The 20,935-nt window shown below is 68.8% G+C and carries 23 protein-coding genes, 1 pseudogene and 1 riboswitch; of the genes and pseudogenes, 11 read left to right on the top strand and 13 right to left on the bottom strand.

The genetic code is table 11. The features are described 5' to 3' along the window. Positions 1–142: 142 nt before the first annotated feature. On the top strand, positions 143–1,237 hold the full coding sequence (locus HMPREF1529_RS02310; RefSeq protein ID WP_016463546.1) for a sensor histidine kinase: 1,095 nt from the start codon (positions 143–145) through the stop codon (positions 1,235–1,237). A 1-nt stretch (position 1,238) separates the two neighbouring features. Here HMPREF1529_RS02310 and HMPREF1529_RS02315 read toward each other — a convergent pair whose 3' ends face one another. After that, the gene (locus HMPREF1529_RS02315) at positions 1,239–1,994 is read right to left on the bottom strand and encodes a DeoR/GlpR family DNA-binding transcription regulator (protein ID WP_005050420.1); all 756 of its coding nucleotides are present in this window, start codon (positions 1,992–1,994) and stop codon (positions 1,239–1,241) included. A 46-nt stretch (positions 1,995–2,040) separates the two neighbouring features. Here HMPREF1529_RS02315 and HMPREF1529_RS02320 point away from each other — a divergent pair, with 46 nt between their 5' ends. Then, entirely contained in the window at positions 2,041–2,445 is a 405-nt protein-coding gene (locus HMPREF1529_RS02320; protein ID WP_231477016.1) for a DUF4406 domain-containing protein, read from the top strand. A 42-nt stretch (positions 2,446–2,487) separates the two neighbouring features. Here HMPREF1529_RS02320 and HMPREF1529_RS02325 read toward each other — a convergent pair whose 3' ends face one another. Together HMPREF1529_RS02325 and HMPREF1529_RS02330 are read right to left on the bottom strand one after the other, a co-directional pair. Further along, positions 2,488–3,798, bottom strand: a complete 1,311-nt coding sequence (locus tag HMPREF1529_RS02325) for an HNH endonuclease signature motif containing protein (protein WP_005050423.1) — start codon at positions 3,796–3,798, stop codon at positions 2,488–2,490. 107 nt (positions 3,799–3,905) lie between these two features. Further along, positions 3,906–4,124, bottom strand: coding sequence for a hypothetical protein (locus HMPREF1529_RS02330; protein ID WP_016463547.1), 219 nt, complete (start codon positions 4,122–4,124; stop codon positions 3,906–3,908). 95 nt (positions 4,125–4,219) lie between these two features. Between HMPREF1529_RS02330 and istA the strand changes: the two genes are divergently transcribed. From istA to HMPREF1529_RS02370, 8 genes are all read left to right on the top strand, one after another. Next, positions 4,220–5,890 carry an IS21 family transposase gene (istA, locus tag HMPREF1529_RS02335; protein ID WP_016463548.1) on the top strand — a complete coding sequence of 557 codons (1,671 nt, stop codon included), beginning with the start codon at positions 4,220–4,222 and terminating at the stop codon, positions 5,888–5,890. Continuing rightward, positions 5,887–6,690 (top strand): IS21-like element helper ATPase IstB, encoded by an 804-nt coding sequence (istB, locus tag HMPREF1529_RS02340; RefSeq protein WP_016463549.1) that lies wholly within the window; start codon positions 5,887–5,889, stop codon positions 6,688–6,690. Before istA ends, istB begins: the two co-directional genes overlap by 4 nt. 145 nt (positions 6,691–6,835) lie before the next feature. Next, complete coding sequence (locus HMPREF1529_RS02345) at positions 6,836–7,291, top strand: hypothetical protein (RefSeq protein ID WP_016463550.1); 456 nt, start codon at positions 6,836–6,838, stop codon at positions 7,289–7,291. A gap of 151 nt (positions 7,292–7,442) precedes the next feature. Next, positions 7,443–7,610: riboswitch (M-box (ykoK) riboswitch) on the top strand. 236 nt (positions 7,611–7,846) lie between these two features. Continuing rightward, positions 7,847–9,484, top strand: coding sequence for an Nramp family divalent metal transporter (locus HMPREF1529_RS02350; protein WP_005050429.1), 1,638 nt, complete (start codon positions 7,847–7,849; stop codon positions 9,482–9,484). A 45-nt stretch (positions 9,485–9,529) separates the two neighbouring features. Beyond that, a complete protein-coding gene (locus HMPREF1529_RS02355; RefSeq protein WP_232212032.1) occupies positions 9,530–10,774 on the top strand; it encodes a magnesium transporter MgtE N-terminal domain-containing protein in 1,245 nt (414 codons plus the stop codon). A gap of 97 nt (positions 10,775–10,871) precedes the next feature. Continuing rightward, complete coding sequence (locus HMPREF1529_RS02360) at positions 10,872–11,663, top strand: MgtC/SapB family protein (protein WP_005050431.1); 792 nt, start codon at positions 10,872–10,874, stop codon at positions 11,661–11,663. Then, the gene (locus HMPREF1529_RS02365; RefSeq protein WP_005050432.1) at positions 11,656–12,075 is read left to right on the top strand and encodes a hypothetical protein; all 420 of its coding nucleotides are present in this window, start codon (positions 11,656–11,658) and stop codon (positions 12,073–12,075) included. The genes HMPREF1529_RS02360 and HMPREF1529_RS02365 overlap by 8 nt, the downstream gene beginning before the upstream one ends. A 91-nt stretch (positions 12,076–12,166) precedes the next feature. After that, positions 12,167–13,441 carry an LCP family protein gene (locus tag HMPREF1529_RS02370; RefSeq protein ID WP_016463553.1) on the top strand — a complete coding sequence of 425 codons (1,275 nt, stop codon included), beginning with the start codon at positions 12,167–12,169 and terminating at the stop codon, positions 13,439–13,441. A gap of 133 nt (positions 13,442–13,574) precedes the next feature. Here the strand turns inward: HMPREF1529_RS02370 and HMPREF1529_RS02375 are convergent, their stop codons facing one another. The 6 genes and pseudogenes from HMPREF1529_RS02375 to HMPREF1529_RS02400 all read right to left on the bottom strand — a co-directional run bounded on the left by HMPREF1529_RS02375 (position 13,575) and on the right by HMPREF1529_RS02400 (position 17,232). Further along, positions 13,575–13,919 carry a G5 domain-containing protein gene (locus HMPREF1529_RS02375; protein ID WP_005050435.1) on the bottom strand — a complete coding sequence of 115 codons (345 nt, stop codon included), beginning with the start codon at positions 13,917–13,919 and terminating at the stop codon, positions 13,575–13,577. Next, positions 13,916–14,119 carry a DUF2510 domain-containing protein gene (locus HMPREF1529_RS02380; RefSeq protein WP_016463554.1) on the bottom strand — a complete coding sequence of 68 codons (204 nt, stop codon included), beginning with the start codon at positions 14,117–14,119 and terminating at the stop codon, positions 13,916–13,918. Before HMPREF1529_RS02380 ends, HMPREF1529_RS02375 begins: the two co-directional genes overlap by 4 nt. Positions 14,120–14,196: 77 nt before the next feature. Continuing rightward, complete coding sequence (locus HMPREF1529_RS02385; protein WP_016463555.1) at positions 14,197–14,586, bottom strand: hypothetical protein; 390 nt, start codon at positions 14,584–14,586, stop codon at positions 14,197–14,199. Between the two features lie 3 nt (positions 14,587–14,589). Then, positions 14,590–15,474, bottom strand: a pseudogene (locus tag HMPREF1529_RS02390) (UDP-glucose dehydrogenase family protein); the annotation flags it as partial. A gap of 295 nt (positions 15,475–15,769) precedes the next feature. After that, on the bottom strand, positions 15,770–16,501 hold the full coding sequence (locus HMPREF1529_RS02395) for a hypothetical protein (protein ID WP_005050478.1): 732 nt from the start codon (positions 16,499–16,501) through the stop codon (positions 15,770–15,772). A gap of 89 nt (positions 16,502–16,590) precedes the next feature. Next, a complete protein-coding gene (locus tag HMPREF1529_RS02400; RefSeq protein WP_005050479.1) occupies positions 16,591–17,232 on the bottom strand; it encodes a hypothetical protein in 642 nt (213 codons plus the stop codon). Between the two features lie 205 nt (positions 17,233–17,437). On the opposite strand from HMPREF1529_RS02400, the gene HMPREF1529_RS02405 reads away from it, so the two are divergent. Continuing rightward, positions 17,438–17,944: an LPXTG cell wall anchor domain-containing protein gene (locus HMPREF1529_RS02405; protein WP_005050480.1), complete on the top strand. Its 507-nt coding sequence runs from the start codon at positions 17,438–17,440 to the stop codon at positions 17,942–17,944. A gap of 79 nt (positions 17,945–18,023) precedes the next feature. On the opposite strand, the gene HMPREF1529_RS02410 is transcribed toward HMPREF1529_RS02405, so the two are convergent. The 4 genes from HMPREF1529_RS02410 to HMPREF1529_RS02425 all read right to left on the bottom strand — a co-directional run bounded on the left by HMPREF1529_RS02410 (position 18,024) and on the right by HMPREF1529_RS02425 (position 20,916). Further along, the gene (locus HMPREF1529_RS02410; RefSeq protein ID WP_016463557.1) at positions 18,024–18,875 is read right to left on the bottom strand and encodes a universal stress protein; all 852 of its coding nucleotides are present in this window, start codon (positions 18,873–18,875) and stop codon (positions 18,024–18,026) included. An 87-nt stretch (positions 18,876–18,962) separates the two neighbouring features. Continuing rightward, positions 18,963–19,652 (bottom strand): endonuclease/exonuclease/phosphatase family protein, encoded by a 690-nt coding sequence (locus HMPREF1529_RS02415; protein WP_016463558.1) that lies wholly within the window; start codon positions 19,650–19,652, stop codon positions 18,963–18,965. Positions 19,653–19,732: 80 nt separating this feature from the next. Continuing rightward, entirely contained in the window at positions 19,733–20,608 is an 876-nt protein-coding gene (gene truA, locus HMPREF1529_RS02420) for a tRNA pseudouridine(38-40) synthase TruA (protein WP_016463559.1), read from the bottom strand. After that, positions 20,605–20,916, bottom strand: coding sequence for a putative quinol monooxygenase (locus HMPREF1529_RS02425; RefSeq protein WP_005050484.1), 312 nt, complete (start codon positions 20,914–20,916; stop codon positions 20,605–20,607). The genes truA and HMPREF1529_RS02425 overlap by 4 nt, the downstream gene beginning before the upstream one ends. Between the last annotated feature and the right edge of the window lie 19 nt (positions 20,917–20,935).

Below are 20,935 nucleotides of genomic sequence, written 5' to 3' on the forward strand. Positions count from 1 at the left end.
AACTTCGCGCACCGGAGCGCACAACGGGTCGGTGATTCCACCTACCGTGGCCACCGATGCGCTCGGGGGCCGGCGACGCCGTCTGCTAGAACCGTCGAGGGGGCAGCACACCGTGGCGAGCACGGAACGAGGACCCATGAGCATGGCGAGCAGGAGAACCGGATCGGCGGCGCGCGGCTGGGGCCGCCGGTCACGCCGTGCCTGCGAGGACGGACCGCTCGTCCTGTCGACGCTGAACGAGATCGTCGGCGAAGCGGTGATCGTGACCGATGAGCGCGGCATCCCCCGGCGCCTGAACGATCCGGCGCGCGCGGCGTTCGCACGGGCCGGTCTGCCCGAGAAGCTGAGCGCCGGCGCGGAGTACCGTGACCTGCGCTTCTTCCACGCCGATCGGGTCACGCCCATCGCGCTGGGGCCGCAGCTGCTGCGTGAGGTGGCCTCGAAAGGCAATGCGATTCCGTACACGACGTGGGTGGGTGAAGGGGTGGAGCAGCGCGCGATGTCGATCGCTGCCCGCCCGTTCCGGGATCAGCGCGGGGCCCGGCAAGGTGCGGTGATCGTGGCGCGGGACATGACGACCGTGTTCGAGGCGTCACGGATCCGCGACGACTTCCTCCGCGATGCGGCGCACCGCCTGCGCGGGCATCTGACGACGGTGGCGGGCTATGCCGATCTTCTGGAGTCGCACACCCGAGCCGGCGAGATCGGCGGACGGCTGAGCCGGGCGACGCAGCAGCTGGTCGACATGGTCGATGATCTGTTCCGGACGGCACGGGAAGACACCGCGCGCTCTATCCCCCCGAGCGACGTGTCGGCGGCGCTCTCGGACGTGTGCGGCGTGTTCCTCGGCGTCGCGGCGGCGCGGGGCGTGGCGCTGCACGTGATCGATGAGGGCTGTGGCAGCGTGCGCTTCGAACAGACCGAGCTGCGTCAGGTGCTCGCTGACCTGCTGTCGTATGCCATCGGTCACTGCCGGACGGCGGGCAGAATCGTGGTGCGAGCGCATCGCGATCATCACCGCACGACGGTCTCGGTGGCCGACGACGGCGTGCACACGAGCGACGACGAGCGACGGCGCCAGCTGGCGCATCTCATGGGCGCGGACGATCACCGCACGACGACGCGAGACCCGGCGTTGGCTCCTCGCCATGCCGTGCGGGCGAATCAGGCGACGTTGTCGGTGCGGCCGGATCATCCGGTCGGCACGATCGCGAGCCTCGTGATGATCGCCGTCTGAGTCAGCGCGCGTGAAGCAGGGTGAGGCCACGCGCGGCGAGTTCGCGCGCGGTCGGGTCGGCGTCGGAGACGTCGGCGATGATCGCGGTGACGGCGTCGAGGTCGAGCACACCGTAACGAGAGGCGGTGCCGATCTTCTCGTCGCTGCCGAGCACGTAGGTGTCGGCGGCGCGGCCGGCGAGCGCACGTTTCATGGCGGCTTCGTCGGCGTCGCCGGTGGTGAGCCCGGCGGTGGGATGGATGCCGGTCACGCCCAGGAAGAAGAGGTCGGCACTGATGCGGCCGGCGGCTTCGACGGCAGCGGCTCCGCAGGCGACGGCGGAGTGCTTGAACAGCTGGCCGCCGATGAGGAAGACGTCGACGGCGTGGTCGAGGAGGGCAGCGGCGATCGTGGGGCTGTGGGTGATGATCGTGCCGGGTTGGGTGCGCGGGAGCGCGTCGACGAGGGCGAGGCTCGTGGTGCCGCCGTCGAGGATGACGGTGGCGCCGGGCTCGATGAGGGATGCGGCGACGGCGGCGACACGACGTTTGCTGTCGGGGGCGACGGCGGTGCGGGCGGCGTAGTCGACGACCGCGGGCGAGGCCGGCAGGGCGCCGCCGTAGACGCGTACGGCGAGACCGGCGGCATCGAGGTCGCGGAGGTCGCGACGGATGCTGTCTTCGGAGAGGCCGAGTTCGGCGGCGATCTCTTTGGCGACGATGCGACCATCGCGGCGGAGGCGGTCGAGGAGGAGGTCTTTGCGAGCAGCGGCGAGCATTCACGTTCTTTCTTGTTTTTGCACGTTATGTCGTAGTGTAACCGACATGACCGCGTCTTTGATGATTTTGATCGCCGGGCCCTACGCGTCTGGCACCGATGGTGACCCCGCGCTGATGGCGCAGAACCTGAAGCGGCTGGAGACGGCGGCGTGGCCGCTGTTTCGGGCCGGCCATGTGCCCATGATCGGCGAATGGGTGGCGCTTCCGGTGCTCGAGAGTGCGGGGGCGACGGGCCCGACCGATCCGCTGGCCGCGGAGGTCATGTATCCGACGGCGGAGCGCCTGTTGCAGCGCTGCGACGCGGTGCTGCGTCTGCCGGGAGAGTCGCGCGGTGCGGATCAGGATGTCGCGATCGCCGAGTCGCGCGGGCTGCCGGTGTATTACGCCCTCGAGGATGTGCCGGGCGTGGTGGCGCCGGGTTCGTCGGAGGCGGCCGCGCCGCACTCCTGAGGCGACCGGACCGCGCGGGAACGCCGGACGGACGTGCGCGGATCAGAACGGCGGTACGGAATCGGCCATCGCCGGCGGTGGCGCGGGACTCATGACGAACGTGACCGGTGGGATGGGTGCGTCCTCGCGGTAGAGGCGACCGGTCGGCGAGGTCCACTCCAGGACTCCCCCGGGGTGTTGTCGCACCGTCCAGGCGGTGAACTGCTTCATCGAATGATGTCGCTGGCACAGGTGGGCGAGGTTCCCCAGGGCGGTGGGTCCGCCCCGGGCGTGGTCGATGGTGTGGTCGATCTCGCAGCGGATGGCCGCGCGGCGGCATCCGGGAAAGCGGCAGTGCTGGTCGCGGGCGCGCAGGAATCGCCGCTGCGGTCCCGCGGTGCGGTACCTGTCGACCGCGATGACGGTGCCGTCGACGGGATCGGTGAGCACGCGCGCGAGCGAGTGGGTCTCGGCAGCGAGGCACCGCGCGGTGTCGGCGTCGATGGGTGCGCGCCCGACCAGGTCGACGGGCCCCTCGTCGGCGCCGAGGAGGATGAGGGCCGGCACGATGACCTGCACCTGGGCGCGGATCGCACCGAGCGTTCCCGGCCCGTCGCCGGAGGCGGTCGGATCGAGCGCCGGCGCGCCCGTCAGGAGAAGGTCGCTGAGCACGTCGGCACGCACCTGATCGGTCGTGCGCGGGTCGTCGTCGTCGGGGGTGCGCGCATCGATGATGACCGTCGCCTGCTGCGTGAGGCGGTCCATGACCCCCTCCGCAATGACGGTCGGAACCGTCGCGATGAGGTCGGACATGCCCTGGGCGCCCGGCACCACGCGCACCCGTCGGCCGCGGCTCGCTTCTGCGTGCCGTTCGGTGAACGAGCGCTCGGCGCAGCGTTCGGCGAGGATCTCGACGGCAGAACGCACGCGGTTGGGCGTGTCGCCGGCGCACAGCCGGATCGCCTCCGCCTCGAACTCGGCCCGGCGATCGGCAGGCACGGGCGCCCCGGCATCCATGATCACCCGTACGTGAGCGCGAGTGAGGCGCCCGCTCTCCCAGGCGTCGAGGGTGGCGGGGTAGCTCTCGACGAGCTCACGCGCCTCGCCGATGCGCTGCTGCACGGTGCGGTCGGTCACTCGCATCACTCCCCCGAGTTCGGCGGCGATCGAACGCAGGGCCATGTCGTGCACGCGCACCGAGCCCCGCTGGGTGGCAGCCTGACGCTCGGCGAGTTGCCCGGCTCGCGCCAGCAGCTTCACTTCAGCCACCTGCGCCGCCGAGACCGCCGCCAGCACCGTCTCGGTGTCGGCGACGAGAGACGCGAGCGCGGACAGCTGGTCGCTGTCTTCGCTCATCGGCGCGATCTCTTCCATGCCTCCAGTGTAGCGACACCTTCGGACATTTATTCGAATGAAGAGACTCCTCGGGAAGGGCGGGCGCCTTCTCGATGTGACGGCACCGCCTGGCAGCTGGCGACGCGTCAGCCGTTGCAGGCCCAGCCGTCTCCGTCACCGTCGAGCTTGTAGATGTCGCGGCCGACGACGCGGGCGACGCCGTCGAAGTAGGCGGGACCGTTGCCCTTTCCGCCCGCGCAGTCGACGTCGCTCGCGATGGGCACGCAGGCGTCGGCGTAGTTCGGGTCGCAGCTGAGTGTGTCAGCGTGGTTGGGGACCGCCTTGTCACTCTGATTCGGGACCACCCCGCGCGTTGTCGGAGCGTCGTGTCGGTCTGATTCGGGACCGCCTGTATCGCTTGTCTCGTGCTCGCTGGGAGCACGGAGACGGAGGTGGTCGGGTGGGGAGTCGGGTGGATTTGTTCGCGCGGATCAGGCGTGATCATCGCCTCGAGGGGCTAGGAACGCGGAAGCTTGCCGCCAGGTATGGCGTCGGCCGGAACACGGTGCGGCAGGCGCTGGTGTCCGCGGTGCCACCGACGAGGAAGGTCCCCGAGCGCGTCGCGCCGAAGCTCGGCCCTTTCAAGACGGTGATCGACGAGATGCTGCGGGAAGATCTGACCGCGCCGCGCAAGCAGCGTCACACGGCGACACGGATCTGGAACCGGCTCATCGACGAGCACGACGCCGATGTCGGTTACCCGTCGGTGCGGGACTACGTGCGAATTCGGCGCCCGCAGATCGAGATCGAAGCCGGGCGCCTGGCCGGCGCGGCGATCATCCCGCAGGAGCACGCTCCAGGCGCGGAAGCCGAGGTCGATTTCGGGGAGCTGTGGATCGACCTCGCGGGGGTGCGGACGAAGGCGTTCCTGTTCGTGTTCCGGATGTCGCACTCCGGGAAGGCCATTCACCGGGTCTACCCGACGCTGTCGCAGGAAGCGTTCCTCGAAGGCCACGTGACCGCGTTCGAGGAACTCGGCGGGGTGCCGACGATGCAGATCAAGTACGACAACTTGGGGCAGGCGGTGAAGAAGGTTCTCAGCGTCGGCCGCCGCCGGGAGGAGAACGAGCGGTGGGCGCTGTTCCGCTCGCACTACGGGTTCGACGCGTTCTACTGCGAACCCGGCATCGACGGTGCGCACGAGAAGGGCGGGGTCGAGGGCGAGGTCGGTCGGTTCCGTCGCACCTGGCTGACCCCGGTTCCGAAGGTGAAGTCGTTCGACGAGCTCAACGAGTACATCCGCCGCTGCGACGCGCGTGATAGCGGCCGTCGGATCACCGGCCGGCTGACCACGGTGGGGCAGGACTGGGAACGTGAACGGCCGCGGTTGACACCGTTGCCGGTGGACGGGTTCGAGCCTGGGCAGCCATTGTCGCCGATGGTCGATCATGCGGCCCTGGTCACGATCCGGCAGGCGAAGTACTCCGTGCCCGTGTCGCTGATCGGGAGGCGGGTGCGGGCGATCCTGCGGGCGTCGGAGGTGCTCATCTTCGACGGGCACCGCCTGGTCGCTCGGCACGAACGCGTCGCGGTCCGCAACGGTCAGGCCGTGGTCTTGGACCACTACCTGGAGGTCCTCAAACTCAAACCCGGCGCTCTCGCCGGCTCCACCGTCCTCGCCCACGCCCGCGCATCAGGTGCGCTCACGGCCGAGCATGAGGCGTTCTGGGACGCGTCGCGCCGGGTCAACGGCGACGGGCTCGGCACCCGGGAGCTGATCGACGTGCTCCTCCTGCACCGCCACATTCCCGCTGCGGCGGTCGTCGCCGGGATCCGCGCAGCGTTGAACGTCGGGTCGGTGCTTGCCGAGGTCGTCGCGATCGAAGCCCGCCGTGCCGCGGCGGCTGACCCCACGATGACGGACCGCACCGATGCGGCACGCGCATCGACGGTGACGGCGAACGTCGTGTCACTCACGCAGCGCCGTCTGATGGACCCGCTCGCTGTGATCGCCGGGCTACGCGCAGATCGGCGCCCTGCGCCCTCGGTCGCCGGGTACAACGAGTTGCTGAAACGCCGCATCGCGAAGACCACAGCGCATGAAACGACTGAAGGAGCACACCCCGCATGACCACCACCACGTCTGTGTCCCCGGTCCTGCGCCGCCGGCGCCCGATGACCGACGAGGCCGCCGCCGCCGCGGTCGACAGCGCCCTGCGCCGGTTGCGGCTGCCGACCATGCGGGCGGTGCTGGCCGAGGCGGCGACTGCGGCGGAGAAGGGACAGCTATCCTACATCGGATTCCTCGCTGAGCTGCTGCTCGCCGAGGTCGACGATCGGGACCGCCGGTCCACGATCCGCCGCGTGCAGTCCGCGGGGTTCCCGCGGCCGAAGTTCCTCGACGACTTCGACTACGACCAGAACCCCAACGTCACCTCCGCCACGATCAACACCCTCGCCGGCGGAGACTGGGTGCGCCGCGGCGACCCGCTCTGCCTGATCGGCGATAGCGGCACGGGGAAGTCCCATCTGCTGATCGGGCTCGGCACCGCCGCCGCGGAGAAAGGATTCCGCGTGAAATACACCCTCGCCACCCGGCTCGTGAACGAACTCGTCGAAGCCGCCGACGACATGCAACTGGCCCGGACGATCGCACGCTATGGGCGCGTGGACCTGCTCATCATCGACGAGCTCGGCTACATGGAACTCGACAAACGCGGCGCCGAGCTCCTGTTCCAGGTCCTCACCGAACGTGAAGAGAAGGCGTCCGTGGCCATCGCGACGAATCAGTCGTTCAGCGAATGGACCCGCACCTTCACCGACCCGCGGCTGTGCGCGGCGATCGTCGACCGGCTCACCTTCCACGGCACCATCATCGAAACCGGCACCGACTCCTACCGTCTCAACCACACCCGCCAACAGGGAAGCTGACAACGTGCGTTCAGCGCGCGGCTGTCGTCGGCTTGATCGGCGACCCGTCACCCAGGGCAATATCGGGAACGACTCTAGGTCCGCATAACTCGCGAGCCGCGCAGGCCACAAGGTATGCGGGGCGTTCGGGTCGTACGATGCGGCAATGAGTGATCAGCAGCGGAATGTGAATGTTCAGCACCCGCGGGAGCTGTTGCGCACAGAGCGGTCGGCCGTGGCACGGTTCAACGACAGCCTGGCGTTGAAGATCACGAACAGTGTGGGCTCGATGTGGAGTGCGTACCTGTTCGCGCTGTTGTCGCTGTTGTCGCTGCCGGCGATCCTGGTGTCCATCAATCCAGATTTGAAGCACTACTTCCCGGCGTGGATCATCGCGCCGAGCATGATCACGCTGGTGGCGTGGATCTCGCAGAACTTCCTGCAGCTGGTGCTGCTGCCGGTGATCATGGTCGGTCAGAACGTCATCCAGGCGCAGCAGGATGCGAAGGCGGAGGCGGATCATCGGACGTTGACGTATCTGGCGAATCTGCAGGATCAGCAGATGACGATCCTCGCCAACCAGGTGAAGATCCTCGACGAGCTGGAGAACCGGAAATCCTGAGCGCCGGCCCGAGCGGGGGGAGGGGCCCATCCGTCGGCCCCGCAGCTGCGGGTTGCGTGTCCGCCGCTCAGTGGTTCCCAGAATTTCGGGGCACCGGATTCGGCCTTCGGGGACGAAGTCGCGCCGTCCGTGGCCTACACTTGACGCGTTAGGCGCCGATCGTTAGCTGAGGCTCCTTCGTGAACACACGCCAGCGACCCCATACGTCGAGAGACGCTCCGGGTCAGGACAGGCTTCCCCGGCTTAAGGGGTCGCCCCGATTGGCTCCCGCTCCCGGGTGACGTCACGAAGTGCCAAAGGTCTTACGTGGAGAGGCTGAGTCGTATCGACGAGCCTCAAGGTGCGAGGAATCCGATCGGGGAGGTGAGCGATGAGCGATCACGATAGTTGGGCGTTCCGCACGCCCCCCTTCTTCCTCTAGACGCCCACTCGGGCTGCCTGGGCGGGCCTCTTCGCCTGCCGTCTTCTTCCGTGCCCTCCGTGCGGTCGTTGATCGACCGTGCCTGGGGGTCCGCTTCCATGCCCACCCGACTCGGGGTGAGAAAGCGATGCATCATGACGACCACCAACACTCCACCGACGCAGCAGCACGCGGTGCTCGACTCCGCCCACGTGGGGAACATCGAGGGCGCGTTCGGCACGATCCAGCTCGATGACACGGCGCCCCGCACGAAGCTGTCCGCGAAGCTGCGCACCCTCGTGGCGATCGTCGGGCCGGGCCTGATCGTCATGGTCGGCGATAACGACGCCGGCGCGTTCGGCACGTATACGCAGGCGGGGCAGAACTACGGCACCGCACTGCTGTGGGTGCTGCTGCTGCTGGTGCCGGTCCTCTACGTGAACCAGGAGATGGTTCTGCGCCTGGGCGCGGTGACCGGGGTCGGGCATGCCCGGCTGATCCTCGAGCGGTTCGGGAAGTTCTGGGGCGCGTTCAGTGTCATCGACCTGTTCATCCTGAACGCGCTGACGATCATCACCGAGTTCATCGGCATCAGCCTGGGGCTGAGCTATCTGGGACTTCCCGAGGTGCCGGGCGTGATCATCGCCGCGGTCGTGATCGTCGCCGCCGTGAGCACCGGGTCGTTCCGCCGGTTCGAGCGGCTGTGCATGTTCCTCATCTTCGGGTCCCTCATTCTCGTCCCGCTCGCATTCCTGGCACACCCCTCCGCAGCGGAGGTCGCGCACGGGTTCATCCCCGGCTTCCCGCCCGGCGCCGAGCTGTCGACGGTGATGCTGCTGATCATCGGGATCGTGGGCACCACCGTGGCGCCGTGGCAGCTGTTCTTCCAGCAGTCGTACATCATCGACAAGCGGATCACGCCGCGGTTCATGAACTACGAGAAGGCCGACCTGTGGATCGGCATCGTGATCGTCATCGTGGGGGCGACGATCCTCATCGCGGTGTCCGCCGCGGTGTTCGCCGGCACCCCCGAGTTCGGGAACTTCACCGACGCCGGCGGGGTCGCCGCCGGCATCGGAAAGTATGTGGGCCGGGTCGCCGGCATCCTGTTCGCCATCGCCCTGATCGACGCATCCATCATCGGTGCGGCCGCGGTGGGCCTTTCCACCTCGTACGCACTCGGCGACACGCTCGGGTTGAAGCACTCGCTGCACCGCAAGGTGTCGGATGCGAAGGGCTTCTACGCCGCGTTCGCCGGGCTGCTCATCGTCTCCGCGATCATCGTCGTCATCCCGGGCAGCCCGCTGGGTCTGATCACGGTCGGGGTGCAGGTCCTCGCCGGGGTGCTGCTGCCCTCGGCCACCGTCTTTCTGCTGCTGCTGTGCAACGACAAGGAGGTGCTCGGCCCATGGGTGAACGGGCGGCGGCTGAACATCTTCACCTCCGCCGTGATCGCGGTGCTCGTCATCCTCTCCCTGGTGCTGACGGCGAGTGTCATCTTCCCGGACATCAGCGGTGACCAGATCATCATGATCCTCGTCGCCGGCGCCGTGCTCTCGATGCTGACCGGTGTCGGGTTCGCAGTCGCCCGGGTCCGTCGCCCCGCGCGCAGCGACCCGGACGAGGTTCCGCGCAGCGCGCGCGCCTCGTGGCGGATGCCTCCTATCGCGCTGCTGAACCCGCCGAAGCTGTCCACCGGGCGGCGGCTCGGGCTGAGCGTGCTGCGCATCTACCTGCTGATCGCGATGATCCTCGTCATCGTCCGTGTCATCCAACTCGCCCTCGGGCACTGAACTGCTGGTCTTGAAAGAACGGTGAGACAGATGAACGATGCAATCATGACCACCACCCGTCCCCGGACGCTCCTGTCGGGCATGCTGCGACAGCCGATCCAGGACGCCAAAGGCAACCAGATCGGCGTTCTCGCCGACGTGATCGTCCGCCTCGGCCCGGAAGGCTACCCGGCGGTGACCGGGCTGGTGGCCCGGGTCGGGTCGACCGCCGTGTTTGTCCCCGCGGTGAACATCGAAGCCCTCGACGACGACCGGGTCGTGCTCGATACGGCGAAGCTCGACCTGCGCCCGTTCGAACGCCGCGACGGCGAGGTCCTCCTCAAAGAGGCGGTGCTCGGCCACCGGCTCATCGACGTCGACAACGCCCGGCTGGTACGCGCCTACGATGTCGCGATCGACAGCATTCCCGGCGGGTGGGTCGCCGCCGCGCTCGACGTGCACGCCCGGCCCTGGTATTCGCGCCGCGGGCACGGCGCCCACGCCTTCCGGGACTGGAAGTCGTTCGAGGCGCTCATCGGCCACGAGCCGTCCGCCGCGGCACGCTCCCGCTTCAAGCGGCTGCGCGGTCTGCGGCCCGCGCAGATCGCCGACCTCATCGAGGCCGCGTCATCCCGGGAGCGAGACGATCTGTTCGAGCACCTGCACACCGACCCCGAGCTCGAGGCCGACGTCATCGAGGAACTCGACGACAACGACCAGGCGCAAGTCCTGAAAGCCCGCGACACGGCCGACATCGCCGCCGTGCTCAGCCGCATGCACGCCGACGACGTCGTCGACGCGATCCTCGACCTTCCGCAAGAACGCCGCCAGCCGGTCCTCGACGCGCTGCCGCCCACGCAAAGACGGGACGTGCTCCGCCTGATGACCTACCAGGATAAGACAGCCGGCGGCCTCATGGGCGTCGAATACCTCGCCCTCGGCGAGGACGTCACTGTCCAGGAAGCGAGGAGCGCCGTCCGCGCCGCGGACGCACAGCAGCCGCAGTCCCTCGCGGTCGTCTACGTCGTCGACGACACCGGGCGCCTCGCAGGGTCGGTCGACCTGGTCGCACTCCTGCGCGCCGACCCCGCCGCACTCCTGCGCGACGTGGCGGAGGCCGAGCCGGTGAGCCTCGTGCCCACGGACGACATCATCGAGGTCGTCAACGTCATGGCCGACTACAACCTGCTGTCTGTCCCCGTCGTCGACGACACTGAGCACATCCTCGGCGTCATCACCGTCGACGACGCGCTCGAGGAGGCGATCCCCGAGGACTGGCGGCAGCGCGAACGCCGCACCCGCAGCAGCTGACCCGCCCGGCCTCCACCGGCATCATCATTCCGAAGTCACCCCCGGCCCTGCCTGGATCAGGTCGGGGCTGACTTCGACGACCCTGAAGGAGCGTCCCATGACGCTGACCAACCTCGACTTCATCCTCCGCCTCCTCCTCGCCGGCGGGTGCGGCATGCTCATCGGACTGGAACGGCAGTACCGGTCCCGCACCGCGGGTCTGCGCACCCAAGCGCTCGTCGCCCTCGGCGCCGCCGCGTTCGTCCTCTACGGCATCCAAGTCGGCGTGCCCCAGGCGTCCTTGCAGATCACCGCCTACGTCGTCTCCGGCGTCGGCTTCCTCGGTGGCGGGGTGATCCTCCGGCAAGGGTTCACCGTGCAGGGGCTGAACACCGCCGCCACCCTCTGGTGCTCCGCCGCGGTCGGCTGCCAGGCCGCGGGAGGACACGTCATCCCCGCCCTCGCCACGACCGGCCTCGTGCTGGCGATCCACCTGCTGCTGCGCCCGCTCGGCCGACTCGTCGACCGCGCCCCCGCAGCCAAGAGCGAGACGGTGGGTGCGTACAGGCTGACCGTCCGGGTCGTGGAGCGGAGGGAAGCCGAACTGCGCGCCCGCCTGTCCGCCGCTCTCGACTCGCCCGACGTCGTCGTGCACGGCATGACGAGCCACCTCGACGACAGCGGCGGGAAGGGGCAGGAGATCGAGGAGCTCGAGGCTGAACTGCTCGTCGAAGGCCACGCCGCCACGCTCCTCGACGGCATCGTGACGCGCCTGTCGCTCGAGCCCGGGGTGCGCGGGCTGTCATGGCGGTCGGAAGATCCAGCTCCGATCGGCGATGACGAGGGGAACGGGCGACCGACGCGCGGCAGCGCCCTGCGGGCGATCACGAGGAGGACGCGCGATGAGTGACTTCGGGATGCTCGCCCTCCTCGCCGAGGGAGCCGGCGAGGCCGCGATCAAGGCTCTTGCCGGCCGCATCTCACCGGACCTCATCATCGTGGCCGACCGGATACCGTCGGATGTGACCGCGAAGACCCTCATGTCGGGCCTGCACCACCTCCCCGACGAGGTCATCACGACCACCGTCGAGGGAACCCGCATCCAGAACTCGCTCAACGAAATGAAGGAGGCCGGCGACTACTTCACCGAGTACCTCACACCCCTCCTGCTCAGCCGCACCCACATCCTGATCGTCGCGCCCGCCGAACTGCTCGACGCCTTCCTGCGGATCATCGCGCCCGCCCGCCTGGAGGGCACGATCGCCGGGGGCGACGCCGTGGTGTACGCGTTCGATCGATGGATGCGGGCCAGGACGCGCTGACGGCGCGCTGATCGGGTGCCGATTGGAGCCAGCCCGTCCAGTGCCGGAAACATTCGACTTCCTCACAGGTTCATGTCTGCATGATCGGTGGGTGTCGCGTCGTGTCGTTCGTTCCGCCCGTGTCCGCCGCAACCGGCGACGTCTTGTCGCTCTGATCGCCGGGGCGGTCGTCATCGTCCTGCTCGCCGGGGTCGCAGTCGTGGTCCTCAACTTGGTGAGTCTGAACACGGGCATCCACCGGTCCGCGATCGCGATGCCCGCCGGCACGGGGCAGACCGCGGCGCCGGGTGTGGCGCAGGACACCGGCGAGGTGAACATACTAGTGATGGGTCTGGACAGTCGGGTCGATGAGAATGGCAACCCGTACCCGCAGGACATCTACAACGCGATCCACGCTGAAGACGCGTCCGTCGGTGGGTACAACACGAACGTCCTGCTCTACATCCACATCCCCGCCGGCGGCGGTCCGGCGGTGGGGATATCCATCCCGCGCGATGACTATGTCCAATACGCGGGCAACATCGGCGGTGTCTCGCACGGCAAGATCAAGGAAGCGTACGGGCGGGAACTGTCCGCGAAGCTCCCCGTCCTGCTGAAGCAGGGCCTGTCGAAGGCGGACGCGTATCAGCAGGCGCGCGATGCGGCACGCGAGGCGGAGATCCGCGCGGTGTCGCAGTTCCTCGGCGGGGTGCGGATCGATCATTTCGTCGAGGTCACCATGGCGGCGTTCTACCGTGTCGCGCAGGCCGTCCAGCCGATCACGGTCTGCCTGAACCACGCGACAGCGGACCCGAAGTACTCGGGCGCGAACTTCCCCGCCGGGATGCAGCAACTCACCGCGTCGCAGGCGATGTCGTTCGTGCGTCAGCGCCGCGACACCGTATACCGGGGCGTGTTCCTGACCGACCTGGACCGCACCCGCCGACAGCAGGCGTTCATGGTCTCCCTCGCCGTTAAACTGCGTAACGCGGCGACGTTCACCAACTTCGGCACCCTGCAGACCCTGATCGACACCGCCAAGCAGTACATCGCCCTCGACCAAGGCCTGGACCTTCTGTCGCTCGCCTCGGACATGCAGCACTTCTCCGGCGGAGGCATCAGCTTCCAGACCCTGCCCGTGGAACGCTTCGGCACAATCGGCGGGGAGAGCGTGAACATCGTCGACGTGAAGAAGATCCAGGCCACCGTCGCCGGACTTCTCCACCCACCAACGCCCACGCCCGCTCCGCCCGCGCCGACCGCGTCGGCATCCCCTCACTCGACCGCATCGACGCCCGTCAACACCCAGCCGACCAGCATGGGACCGGCGAGCTACACGAACTCCCAGCAGCCCATGCAATCCGGCGCCATCCCCTGCGTCAACTGAACGACCGCTGACAGCGAGCGGACTCCCGCTGGCGCCCGACGAACGCTGGCGCACCCGCATTCCTCCGAACACCAAGCATCGAGCATGGTCCCGGATCAAGCCGACATGCCGGTACCGAGTCGAGTTGACATTCTCAGCAGCCACCGGGCGCGGCGGCGGGAGGCGGCGGGGCGGCCGGCTCGACGTACGTGCCGACGGAGGTGACCTCGGTGACGGGCGGCACGGTCACGGCGTCGGAGACGAGCTCGCGCTTCGTCTCCTTTCCGTCGGTGAGGGTGACGCGGTAGGTGCCTGTGCGTTCACCGTTCTGTCCGACGGTCGTGATGGCTGTCTGCCCCTGCGGCATCGTGGAGTCATCTACCGAGGTGCGCTCGAACGGCACGGCTTCGGTGACGGCCTCGTCACGGGTGGTGATGACCGGCGTGCGCGTCGGCGTGGGTGTGCGGGTGGGGGTGGATGCCGCTGCCGTCCCGGTCATCGCGACGAACGCACGATGATGCTCGTGCGGCGCGACAGGCCCCGCCGCGGAGCCTTCGCCGCTGCGGTCACCACAGGGTCTGCGGATGCCGCGGCCCCGGTCTTCTCGGCGACGTGCGCGGTCCACGCCGCCCCGTCCCACCACCGGACCGTGTCCGCCTTGTTCGGGTCGAGATACCACCCCGGTTGCGCGTTCGCCATCGACTCTCCCCAGCTCGATCAGAACGTACTCCCACCCGCGTGATCACGGCAATGGGAGCGGTACCGTGAAAAAATCCTCAGGCGGCCAGATCGCTCGCGGCGCCGATGGTCAACACCGCACCGGACGCGAGAAAGGCGATGGTGGTCATCCAGGTGCCCCAGGTCTGAGGATTGCGGGGGCGCACCGCGGCGAGGGCCGGCGCGAACCCGCAGACGAACGCGACGAACGCGACGATGGTCACCGCGATCGCGAGGTCGTCGTCCGGCCGCGCAGCCGGATCGAAGGCGCGCGCGATGCTGATCGCCGCAGCGACGATGGCGACGATCGACGCGGCCGCCGACAACCCGCTGAGCACCGGCGAGAGCGGTGGGATCTTGTCGCGGTCGCGTCGACGCGAGATCGGGCCGTCAGCGAAGACCAGGAGAACCGAGGCCAACGCCAGCACGATCGTTGCGATGAACGTCACGGCTTACGGCCGCCCCATCCCGTAGTACGCCCACCCTGCAGCGCGCCACGCGGCCGCGTCGAGCCCATTGCGACCATCGACGACCACGCGTCCACGCGCGAGCGACGACGCGTGCTCGGGAGGCAGCTGACGACGGTATTCATCCCATTCGGTGACGAGCACGAGCGCATCGGCATCGCGAATGGCCTCGTCACGGTCTTCGACGTAGGTGAGCTGGGGGTGGATGCGGCGTGCGTTCTCAATCGCCGCCGGGTCCGTCACGGTCACGGTCGCACCGAGCCCATGTAGGCGCACGGCCACGTCGAGGGCAGGAGAGTCGCGGATGTCGTCGGAGTGCGGCTTGAAGGCGGCACCGAGCACCGTCACCTTCTTCTCGAACACCGATCCCCCGAGCCCGTCGACGACCAGCTGCACAGCGCGCTCGCGACGGCGCAGGTTGATCTCGTCGACCTGGCGAAGGAACGCGACAGACTCGCCGCGTCCGAGCTCTTCCGCCCGAGCGGAGAACGCGCGGATGTCCTTCGGCAAGCATCCGCCGCCGAAGCCGATGCCGGCGCCGAGGAAGCGTCGACCGATGCGGGCGTCGTGGCCGATGGCGTCGGCGAGCTGGGTCACGTCGGCTCCGGTCACCTCAGCGATCTCGGCCATGGCGTTGATGAAGCTGATCTTGGTCGCGAGAAAGGCGTTCGCCGACACCTTGACGAGTTCGGCGGTCGCATAGTCGGTGACGATGAACGGCGAGCCCTTGGCCACCGAGGGGTGGTAGACCTCACGCAGGACGGATGCCGCGATCTCGCCCTCTTCGCCGGCCGGCACGCCCGCGACGAGGCGGTCGGGGTCGACGGTGTCCTGTACGGCGTAGCCCTCGCGGAGGAACTCGGGGTTCCAGCGAGCGCAGCACGTCGGCGATCGACTCCTCCTCGTTGTACGCCGGCACGACGCACCCGATGGTCGAACGATGCACGGTGGTGTGCTCGAGCACGGAGGAGAAGTCGTCGAACTCGGGAGGCGTGAGCTCCGCGGGGTGGAAAGACTCCTGCGGCACGGGGAGACCGTACGGCTGCGCCGGCGGCGCCGGCGGCACCGCGAAGGGAGCCACACGGACCTGCGGTCCGGCGGCGGCCTGCCGGCCAGTGTCGAAGGGCGTGCTCACGGTGTACCTCGTGTCGGTGTGGACAACAGACTATTGAGTGGGGTTGGTCGGGGAGAAGATGGCGATCGGAAGAACCTGGTAGACGGTCTGCTGCTGGAAGCTGGTATCCGTGTTGGCCGTTCCTTCCACCCACACCTGCAGGGCGAACTGGAGGGTGATTCCGTAGGTGTCGGCGGGCAGCTGGTGGATCGTCGTCGCCGGCACCAGCAGCCCACCCTGGAAGGTGTTCAGCAAGAGGCCGCGGTCCGAGCGCATCGTGTCGGACGGCACCAGGGTGCGCGGGTCGGCCGAGAACTGGAAGGGTGACATCATCTGCTGCTGGCCGATCGTCGACTGCGACACCTGCGAGGTGATGCTGACCATCGACAGGTACACACGACGCTTCTGCGTGAGCACCGCCTTCTCATCGACGCGGTGATCGACCACGTTGACAGCGAAGCCGAAGGTCTTGTCGTTGTTGGGTGCCCACTCCTGGGTGCGCTTCGGATCGGCAGCCCAGACGTCCAGGCGCACCTCGAGCCCGTCTGCGACGTCGGTGGACAGCGATACCGACCCGTCGTAGGTGAACTTCGAGTCGTAGGGCATGCTGACCGCCTGAGTGACGGCCGGCCGCGGGGCGGGCGTGGCCACCGCGTTCTGCTGAAGACCGTTGAAGACGCTGGCGATCTGGGTGCAGCCGGTCAGAGAGGCCAGCACCACGAGGCCCGCGGCGGCCGCGCCGAGGGCGCGCAAGCGAGGGGGACGGGAGGGGGCGGGAAGCATGATCCACACGCTATCTGCGAAAGATCGCGCAGACGTCCGAGTCAGGGAAACCTCGACACGGTCTTTACACGATCTTGCGGAAGACGCGCTCAGCCGCCGTTCTGCGCGGCGATCGCGATCGTGAGGGTGTCACTCGCGGTCTGCTTGGCGAACTCGGTCGAGGTGGGCGTCGTCTGCACGAGGAAGTCGTAGTCGAACTGCACGGTGACGTAGGTGGCTTCGGCCGGAACGGCGCCGACGTTGAAGGTGTTGGAGTAGCTGTACGGCGACAGCACGAGGTATCCGGGGGAAACCGTGGCCTGATCCACCTGGGCCTCCAGCGGCGCGAATGTCTGAGACGCGTTCGCGGGGATCGCCGTCATCGTGGCGCGCTGAAGATAGACCTTCTGCCCGTCATTGGGGGTGATCGTGGTCACCATCGACAGACTGATCGGCTTGATCGCCGCCGGTGTCCAGCGATCCATCCGCAACGTCGACCAGTAGTTCACGGCAGCCGAGACCGCGCCCGCCGTGAGCGTGCGCTGGGTCGATCCGCCCGACAGGTCGTTGGAGACCGGCGTCGGAACGGGGACGGACGTCGTCAGCGTCGGCGCGGGTGTCGTCGCCGGCGTGACCCACGGTGCGGGTCCGCAACCGACCAGCGGAAACACCACAACGAGCGCGGCGAGCGCGGCGATCAGGCCGCGCCGGCGACGCACGGTGCTCGCTGTGCGCCTCCCGGGGCGTTCCATCCGGCAGGTCTCCTTCACGTCGCGAAACATTTACATATCGGAAACCGCAAGAGTTTGCAATCCGGTAGACCCCTAGGGAATACTCGGGAGAGCATCAGCACCACCATACCGCTTCAATCTCCATCCCCCCATCTGCATCAAGACCGGATATACGGAACGAGCGGATCATCAGGTACCCCCAGACCGGATTCGAAAGCAGGCACTCATGAAGCACCGTTTCTCCAAGGTCGCGGCCTCCGTCGCGATCGCCGCAGGGCTGGTTTTCGCCGCCCCGGCAATGGCACAGGCTTACACCCCGACCGGCCCCGACACCGTCACGATCACCGTGACGAGCCCGGGCCCGGTCCCCGTGGCCGGGTTCCAGCCCGGCGCGACCGTCACCTTCACCCTCGTGGGCGAAGGCGTCACCGGCGCCAACATCGCGGCCGTCAAGTTCGCCGTCACCTCGGCGAGCACCACGAAGACTGCCGACTCCTCGGGTGTCGCCACGGCGACGGTCGTCGGCACGCCGCCGGCGGGCGCCTCGTGGACCCTCTCCGCGACCGGCGCGCGCGCCTCGTCCGAGGCCGGCAGCGGCACCCTTCCCTCGACGGGTGGCGACAGCGAGTCGCTTCTCGGCATCTGGGTCGGCGGTGGCGCTCTCGTCCTCGCCGGTGCGACCGTCGCCGTGGCTGCGACGGTCCGTCGCAACCGCCAGGAGAGCAACGCCTGACGCACGACAGAACGACAAGGAGAGAGCCTTCCCGGTCACGGCCGGGAAGGCTCTCTCCTTGTCGGCAGAATGCGCGTCGTCAGCGGACCACCGCGGTCACGGCGGGCAGCCGCGACAGCACTTCCTGGCTGATCGAGCCCAGCAGGAAGCGGGCGACGGCGCCCCGACCGTGCGTGCCGACGACGACGAGGCGAGCGGTGAGGCCGCGCGAGGCGATCACGCGCGACGGGTAGCCGCGCTCCACGACGCGCTCGACGACCAGGTCCGGGAAATCCACGGCCAGCCCGGCGAGGGCCACCGCCAGCATCTCCTCCGTGGCGGCCTGCATGTTCGACAGGTACATCTCCGGGTAGACGGCCAGTCCGTTACGGGGCGCCTCGATGGGCGTCCAGACGCTGACCGCGGTGAGCGGCTCGCCCAGCCGGTCGGCCTCACGCGCCGCGAACCGCAGCGCATGCTCCGACACCGGCGACCCGTCGATGCCCACGACGACCCCGTGCCGACCGACGAGTGCCGCATCGGGCACCACCACGACCGGGCAGGCGGCCCCGGCGACGATGCGGATGCCGTGGGCACCGCGCGCCGGTCCGTCACCCGGCCCGCGGTAGTCGCTGCCGAGCACCAGCAGCGAGGCATTGACGCTGGCGTCGATGAGGCGGGCGACGGGGTTGCCGGTCTCCACGCGCGTCATGACGGTGATCCCGGCATCCCTCACCGGCGCCGCCAGGCGCTCGAGCACCGCCTCGGTGTCGGCGACGGCCTGCGCGATCAGTTCGGCCTCGCCCACCGCGCCGAGCGCTCCCCCGACGATCGACACCAGCTCAATGCCCTGCGAACCGGGCGGAGCGGCTTGTGCCCGCTGCAGCGCCCACCGCACCGCACGCTCGGAGACGGGTGCTCCCGTCACAGCCACGACGATCTTCTCGACCATGATTCGTCCCTCCGTTGGGATCGGTGCCTCCACGTTACGCCGCGGCACCCACGGCCGCAGGGTCGCGGGCCGTGACAATGGGAGGGGTCAGGGCTCCCGCGGGGCCAGGGCGCGCGGCTCGGCGGTGATCAGAATGGGGAGGTGGTCGCTGCGGCCCTGCGGCAGCGTCGTGATCGTCGCGATGTCGAAACCCACGCTCGTGGCGAAGTCGTAGTGGCCGCGGAAGAACTTGTAACGCGTGTAGGTGCGGGCATCGCTCAGCGTGAGCTCGTACCCGGACTCACGCACGTGCTGGCCTAGGTTCTCTTTGAACACCGGATAGTTGTAGTCACCGACCATGAGGATCGGCAGGTCGGGACCGAGGCTGGAGAGCTCCTCCAGCGCCGCCTGGATCTGCTTGCGCCGCAGGGAGTTGAGCGCCGTCAGCGGGGCGGCGTGAAAGCTCGCGACGATGACCTCTCGGCCCAGGTCGATGTCGTGCAGCCGCACGGCCAGCATGCGCTCCTCCGCGGGCTTGAGCACGCGGTCGTGCAGCGACTTCTTCAGCGCGAGGGAGCGTACCTCGCGCTGCTCGAAGATGCTCCGCCGGTAGTAGAGCGCGAGCCCCAGTCGGTTGCGTGCCGTCGCCTCGGCCAGGTGGAGATCGCCGATCTCCAAAGGCAGGTCGCTGGAGACCGCCTCCTGCAGGCAGAGGATGTCTGCCCCGGTGCTCTCGACGAGCTCGCCGAGCTCGCCGATCGCCTTGTGCTTGTTGAGGTTGTACGAGATGACCTTCATCCCCCGCCTTCCGTCGCTCTCAGCCTAGGCGGCGGTCCTAGGAATCTGCTCCGTCTTGACACCGGCCGGGGCCTGACGCCTCAGCCGGCGTCCAAGCTGCGGCGTGCGCGAGTCTGCGCGGCGCGTGAGCCGAGCAGATCGTCGGCGGGGTACCCGACGGCGGTGAGGGTGAGTCCGCGGGCCGCGAGCACCTTGACGTCGCTGGTGCGCACCCCGCCGTCGCGGATCGCGGCGACGTCCGCGACCTGCAGACGCCCTTCGCCGACCGCCGCGCACGCGCCGACGAGGGCGCGCACCATGGTGTGGCAGAACGCGTCGGCCTTCACACGCGCGATCAGGATGCCGCGATCATCTCGATGCCAACCGAACTCCAGCAGGGTGCGGATGGTCGTCGCCCCCTCCCGCCACTTGCAGTACGCCGCGAAATCGTGCAGACCGATGAGGGACCGCGCGGCGGCATCCATCGCCTCCACGTCCAGCGCGGCCTTCACGCTGGTCGTGCGCACCCGCTCGAGGGGGTCGTATCCGGCGGTGCGATCGGCGATGCGGTACTCGTAGCGGCGCCAGACGGCCGAGAACCTCGCATCGAATCCGTCCGGTGCCACGGCGGTACGGTGCACCGCGACGTCGGGATACGCGCCGAGCACGCCGTTGATGCGGGCGGCGAGCGCCTCGGCGGTGCCGGCGCGGCTCGCGGCCAGGCGCTCCTGCTGCCGATCGGTGAGATCGAGGTGAGCGACCTGCCCGGCCGCATGCACACCGGCATCGGTTCGGCCGGCCACGACCAGCTGCGGATCACCGCCGAGCACACGAGCCAGCGCCGTTTCGAGCGTGCCCTGGACGGTGCGCAGGCCCGGCTGACGCGCCCACCCGCGGAAGTCGGTGCCGTCGTAGGCGAGATCGAGGCGCAGACGCACGCCTCCCGGCGGATCGGTGACCACGCCGTCCGCCGTCACAGAGCGCCTTGGGACTGCGTGCCGGCCGGCACCGGGGTCATCGTCACGACTTCGGCGGGCCCGGTCACCAGGCCGGCGACGGCGGCCTGCAGAGCCTTCACGGCGTCGCCCTGTGCGTGCGCGGCGAGGGCGGCGGGCTCGGCCCATTTCTCGATCATGACGACCGTCCCGTCCGAGGCGGCGTGGATGGCGTACAGGAGGCATCCGTCCTCGGCGTGGACAGCGTGCATGGCGGCGCTGAGCGCCTCGATGAGCGCGGGGCGCTGACCCTCGACGGGGTGGAAGACGGCGGTGACGACGACGGTCATGGGAGGGGACCTCTCTTCT

It is taken from the genome of Microbacterium sp. oral taxon 186 str. F0373, from assembly GCF_000411455.1.
GTDB lineage: Bacteria > Actinomycetota > Actinomycetes > Actinomycetales > Microbacteriaceae > Microbacterium.

Bases quoted from the DNA above. Each gene is read 5' to 3' on its own strand.
- HMPREF1529_RS02360 (WP_005050431.1), top strand. From the start codon at position 10,872: ATGACGCTGACCAACCTCGACTTCATCCTCCGCCTCCTCCTCGCCGGC.
- HMPREF1529_RS02395 (WP_005050478.1), bottom strand. From the start codon at position 16,501: ATGCTTCCCGCCCCCTCCCGTCCCCCTCGCTTGCGCGCCCTCGGCGCG.
- istB (WP_016463549.1), top strand. From the start codon at position 5,887: ATGACCACCACCACGTCTGTGTCCCCGGTCCTGCGCCGCCGGCGCCCG.
- HMPREF1529_RS02405 (WP_005050480.1), top strand. From the start codon at position 17,438: ATGAAGCACCGTTTCTCCAAGGTCGCGGCCTCCGTCGCGATCGCCGCA.
- HMPREF1529_RS02320 (WP_231477016.1), top strand. From the start codon at position 2,041: ATGACCGCGTCTTTGATGATTTTGATCGCCGGGCCCTACGCGTCTGGC.
- HMPREF1529_RS02315 (WP_005050420.1), bottom strand. From the start codon at position 1,994: ATGCTCGCCGCTGCTCGCAAAGACCTCCTCCTCGACCGCCTCCGCCGC.
- HMPREF1529_RS02380 (WP_016463554.1), bottom strand. From the start codon at position 14,119: ATGGCGAACGCGCAACCGGGGTGGTATCTCGACCCGAACAAGGCGGAC.
- HMPREF1529_RS02410 (WP_016463557.1), bottom strand. From the start codon at position 18,875: ATGGTCGAGAAGATCGTCGTGGCTGTGACGGGAGCACCCGTCTCCGAG.
- HMPREF1529_RS02310 (WP_016463546.1), top strand. From the start codon at position 143: ATGGCGAGCAGGAGAACCGGATCGGCGGCGCGCGGCTGGGGCCGCCGG.
- HMPREF1529_RS02415 (WP_016463558.1), bottom strand. From the start codon at position 19,652: ATGAAGGTCATCTCGTACAACCTCAACAAGCACAAGGCGATCGGCGAG.
- HMPREF1529_RS02345 (WP_016463550.1), top strand. From the start codon at position 6,836: ATGAGTGATCAGCAGCGGAATGTGAATGTTCAGCACCCGCGGGAGCTG.
- HMPREF1529_RS02375 (WP_005050435.1), bottom strand. From the start codon at position 13,919: ATGACCGGGACGGCAGCGGCATCCACCCCCACCCGCACACCCACGCCG.
- HMPREF1529_RS02425 (WP_005050484.1), bottom strand. From the start codon at position 20,916: ATGACCGTCGTCGTCACCGCCGTCTTCCACCCCGTCGAGGGTCAGCGC.
- HMPREF1529_RS02355 (WP_232212032.1), top strand. From the start codon at position 9,530: ATGACCACCACCCGTCCCCGGACGCTCCTGTCGGGCATGCTGCGACAG.
- HMPREF1529_RS02350 (WP_005050429.1), top strand. From the start codon at position 7,847: ATGACGACCACCAACACTCCACCGACGCAGCAGCACGCGGTGCTCGAC.
- HMPREF1529_RS02325 (WP_005050423.1), bottom strand. From the start codon at position 3,798: ATGGAAGAGATCGCGCCGATGAGCGAAGACAGCGACCAGCTGTCCGCG.
- HMPREF1529_RS02400 (WP_005050479.1), bottom strand. From the start codon at position 17,232: ATGGAACGCCCCGGGAGGCGCACAGCGAGCACCGTGCGTCGCCGGCGC.
- HMPREF1529_RS02365 (WP_005050432.1), top strand. From the start codon at position 11,656: ATGAGTGACTTCGGGATGCTCGCCCTCCTCGCCGAGGGAGCCGGCGAG.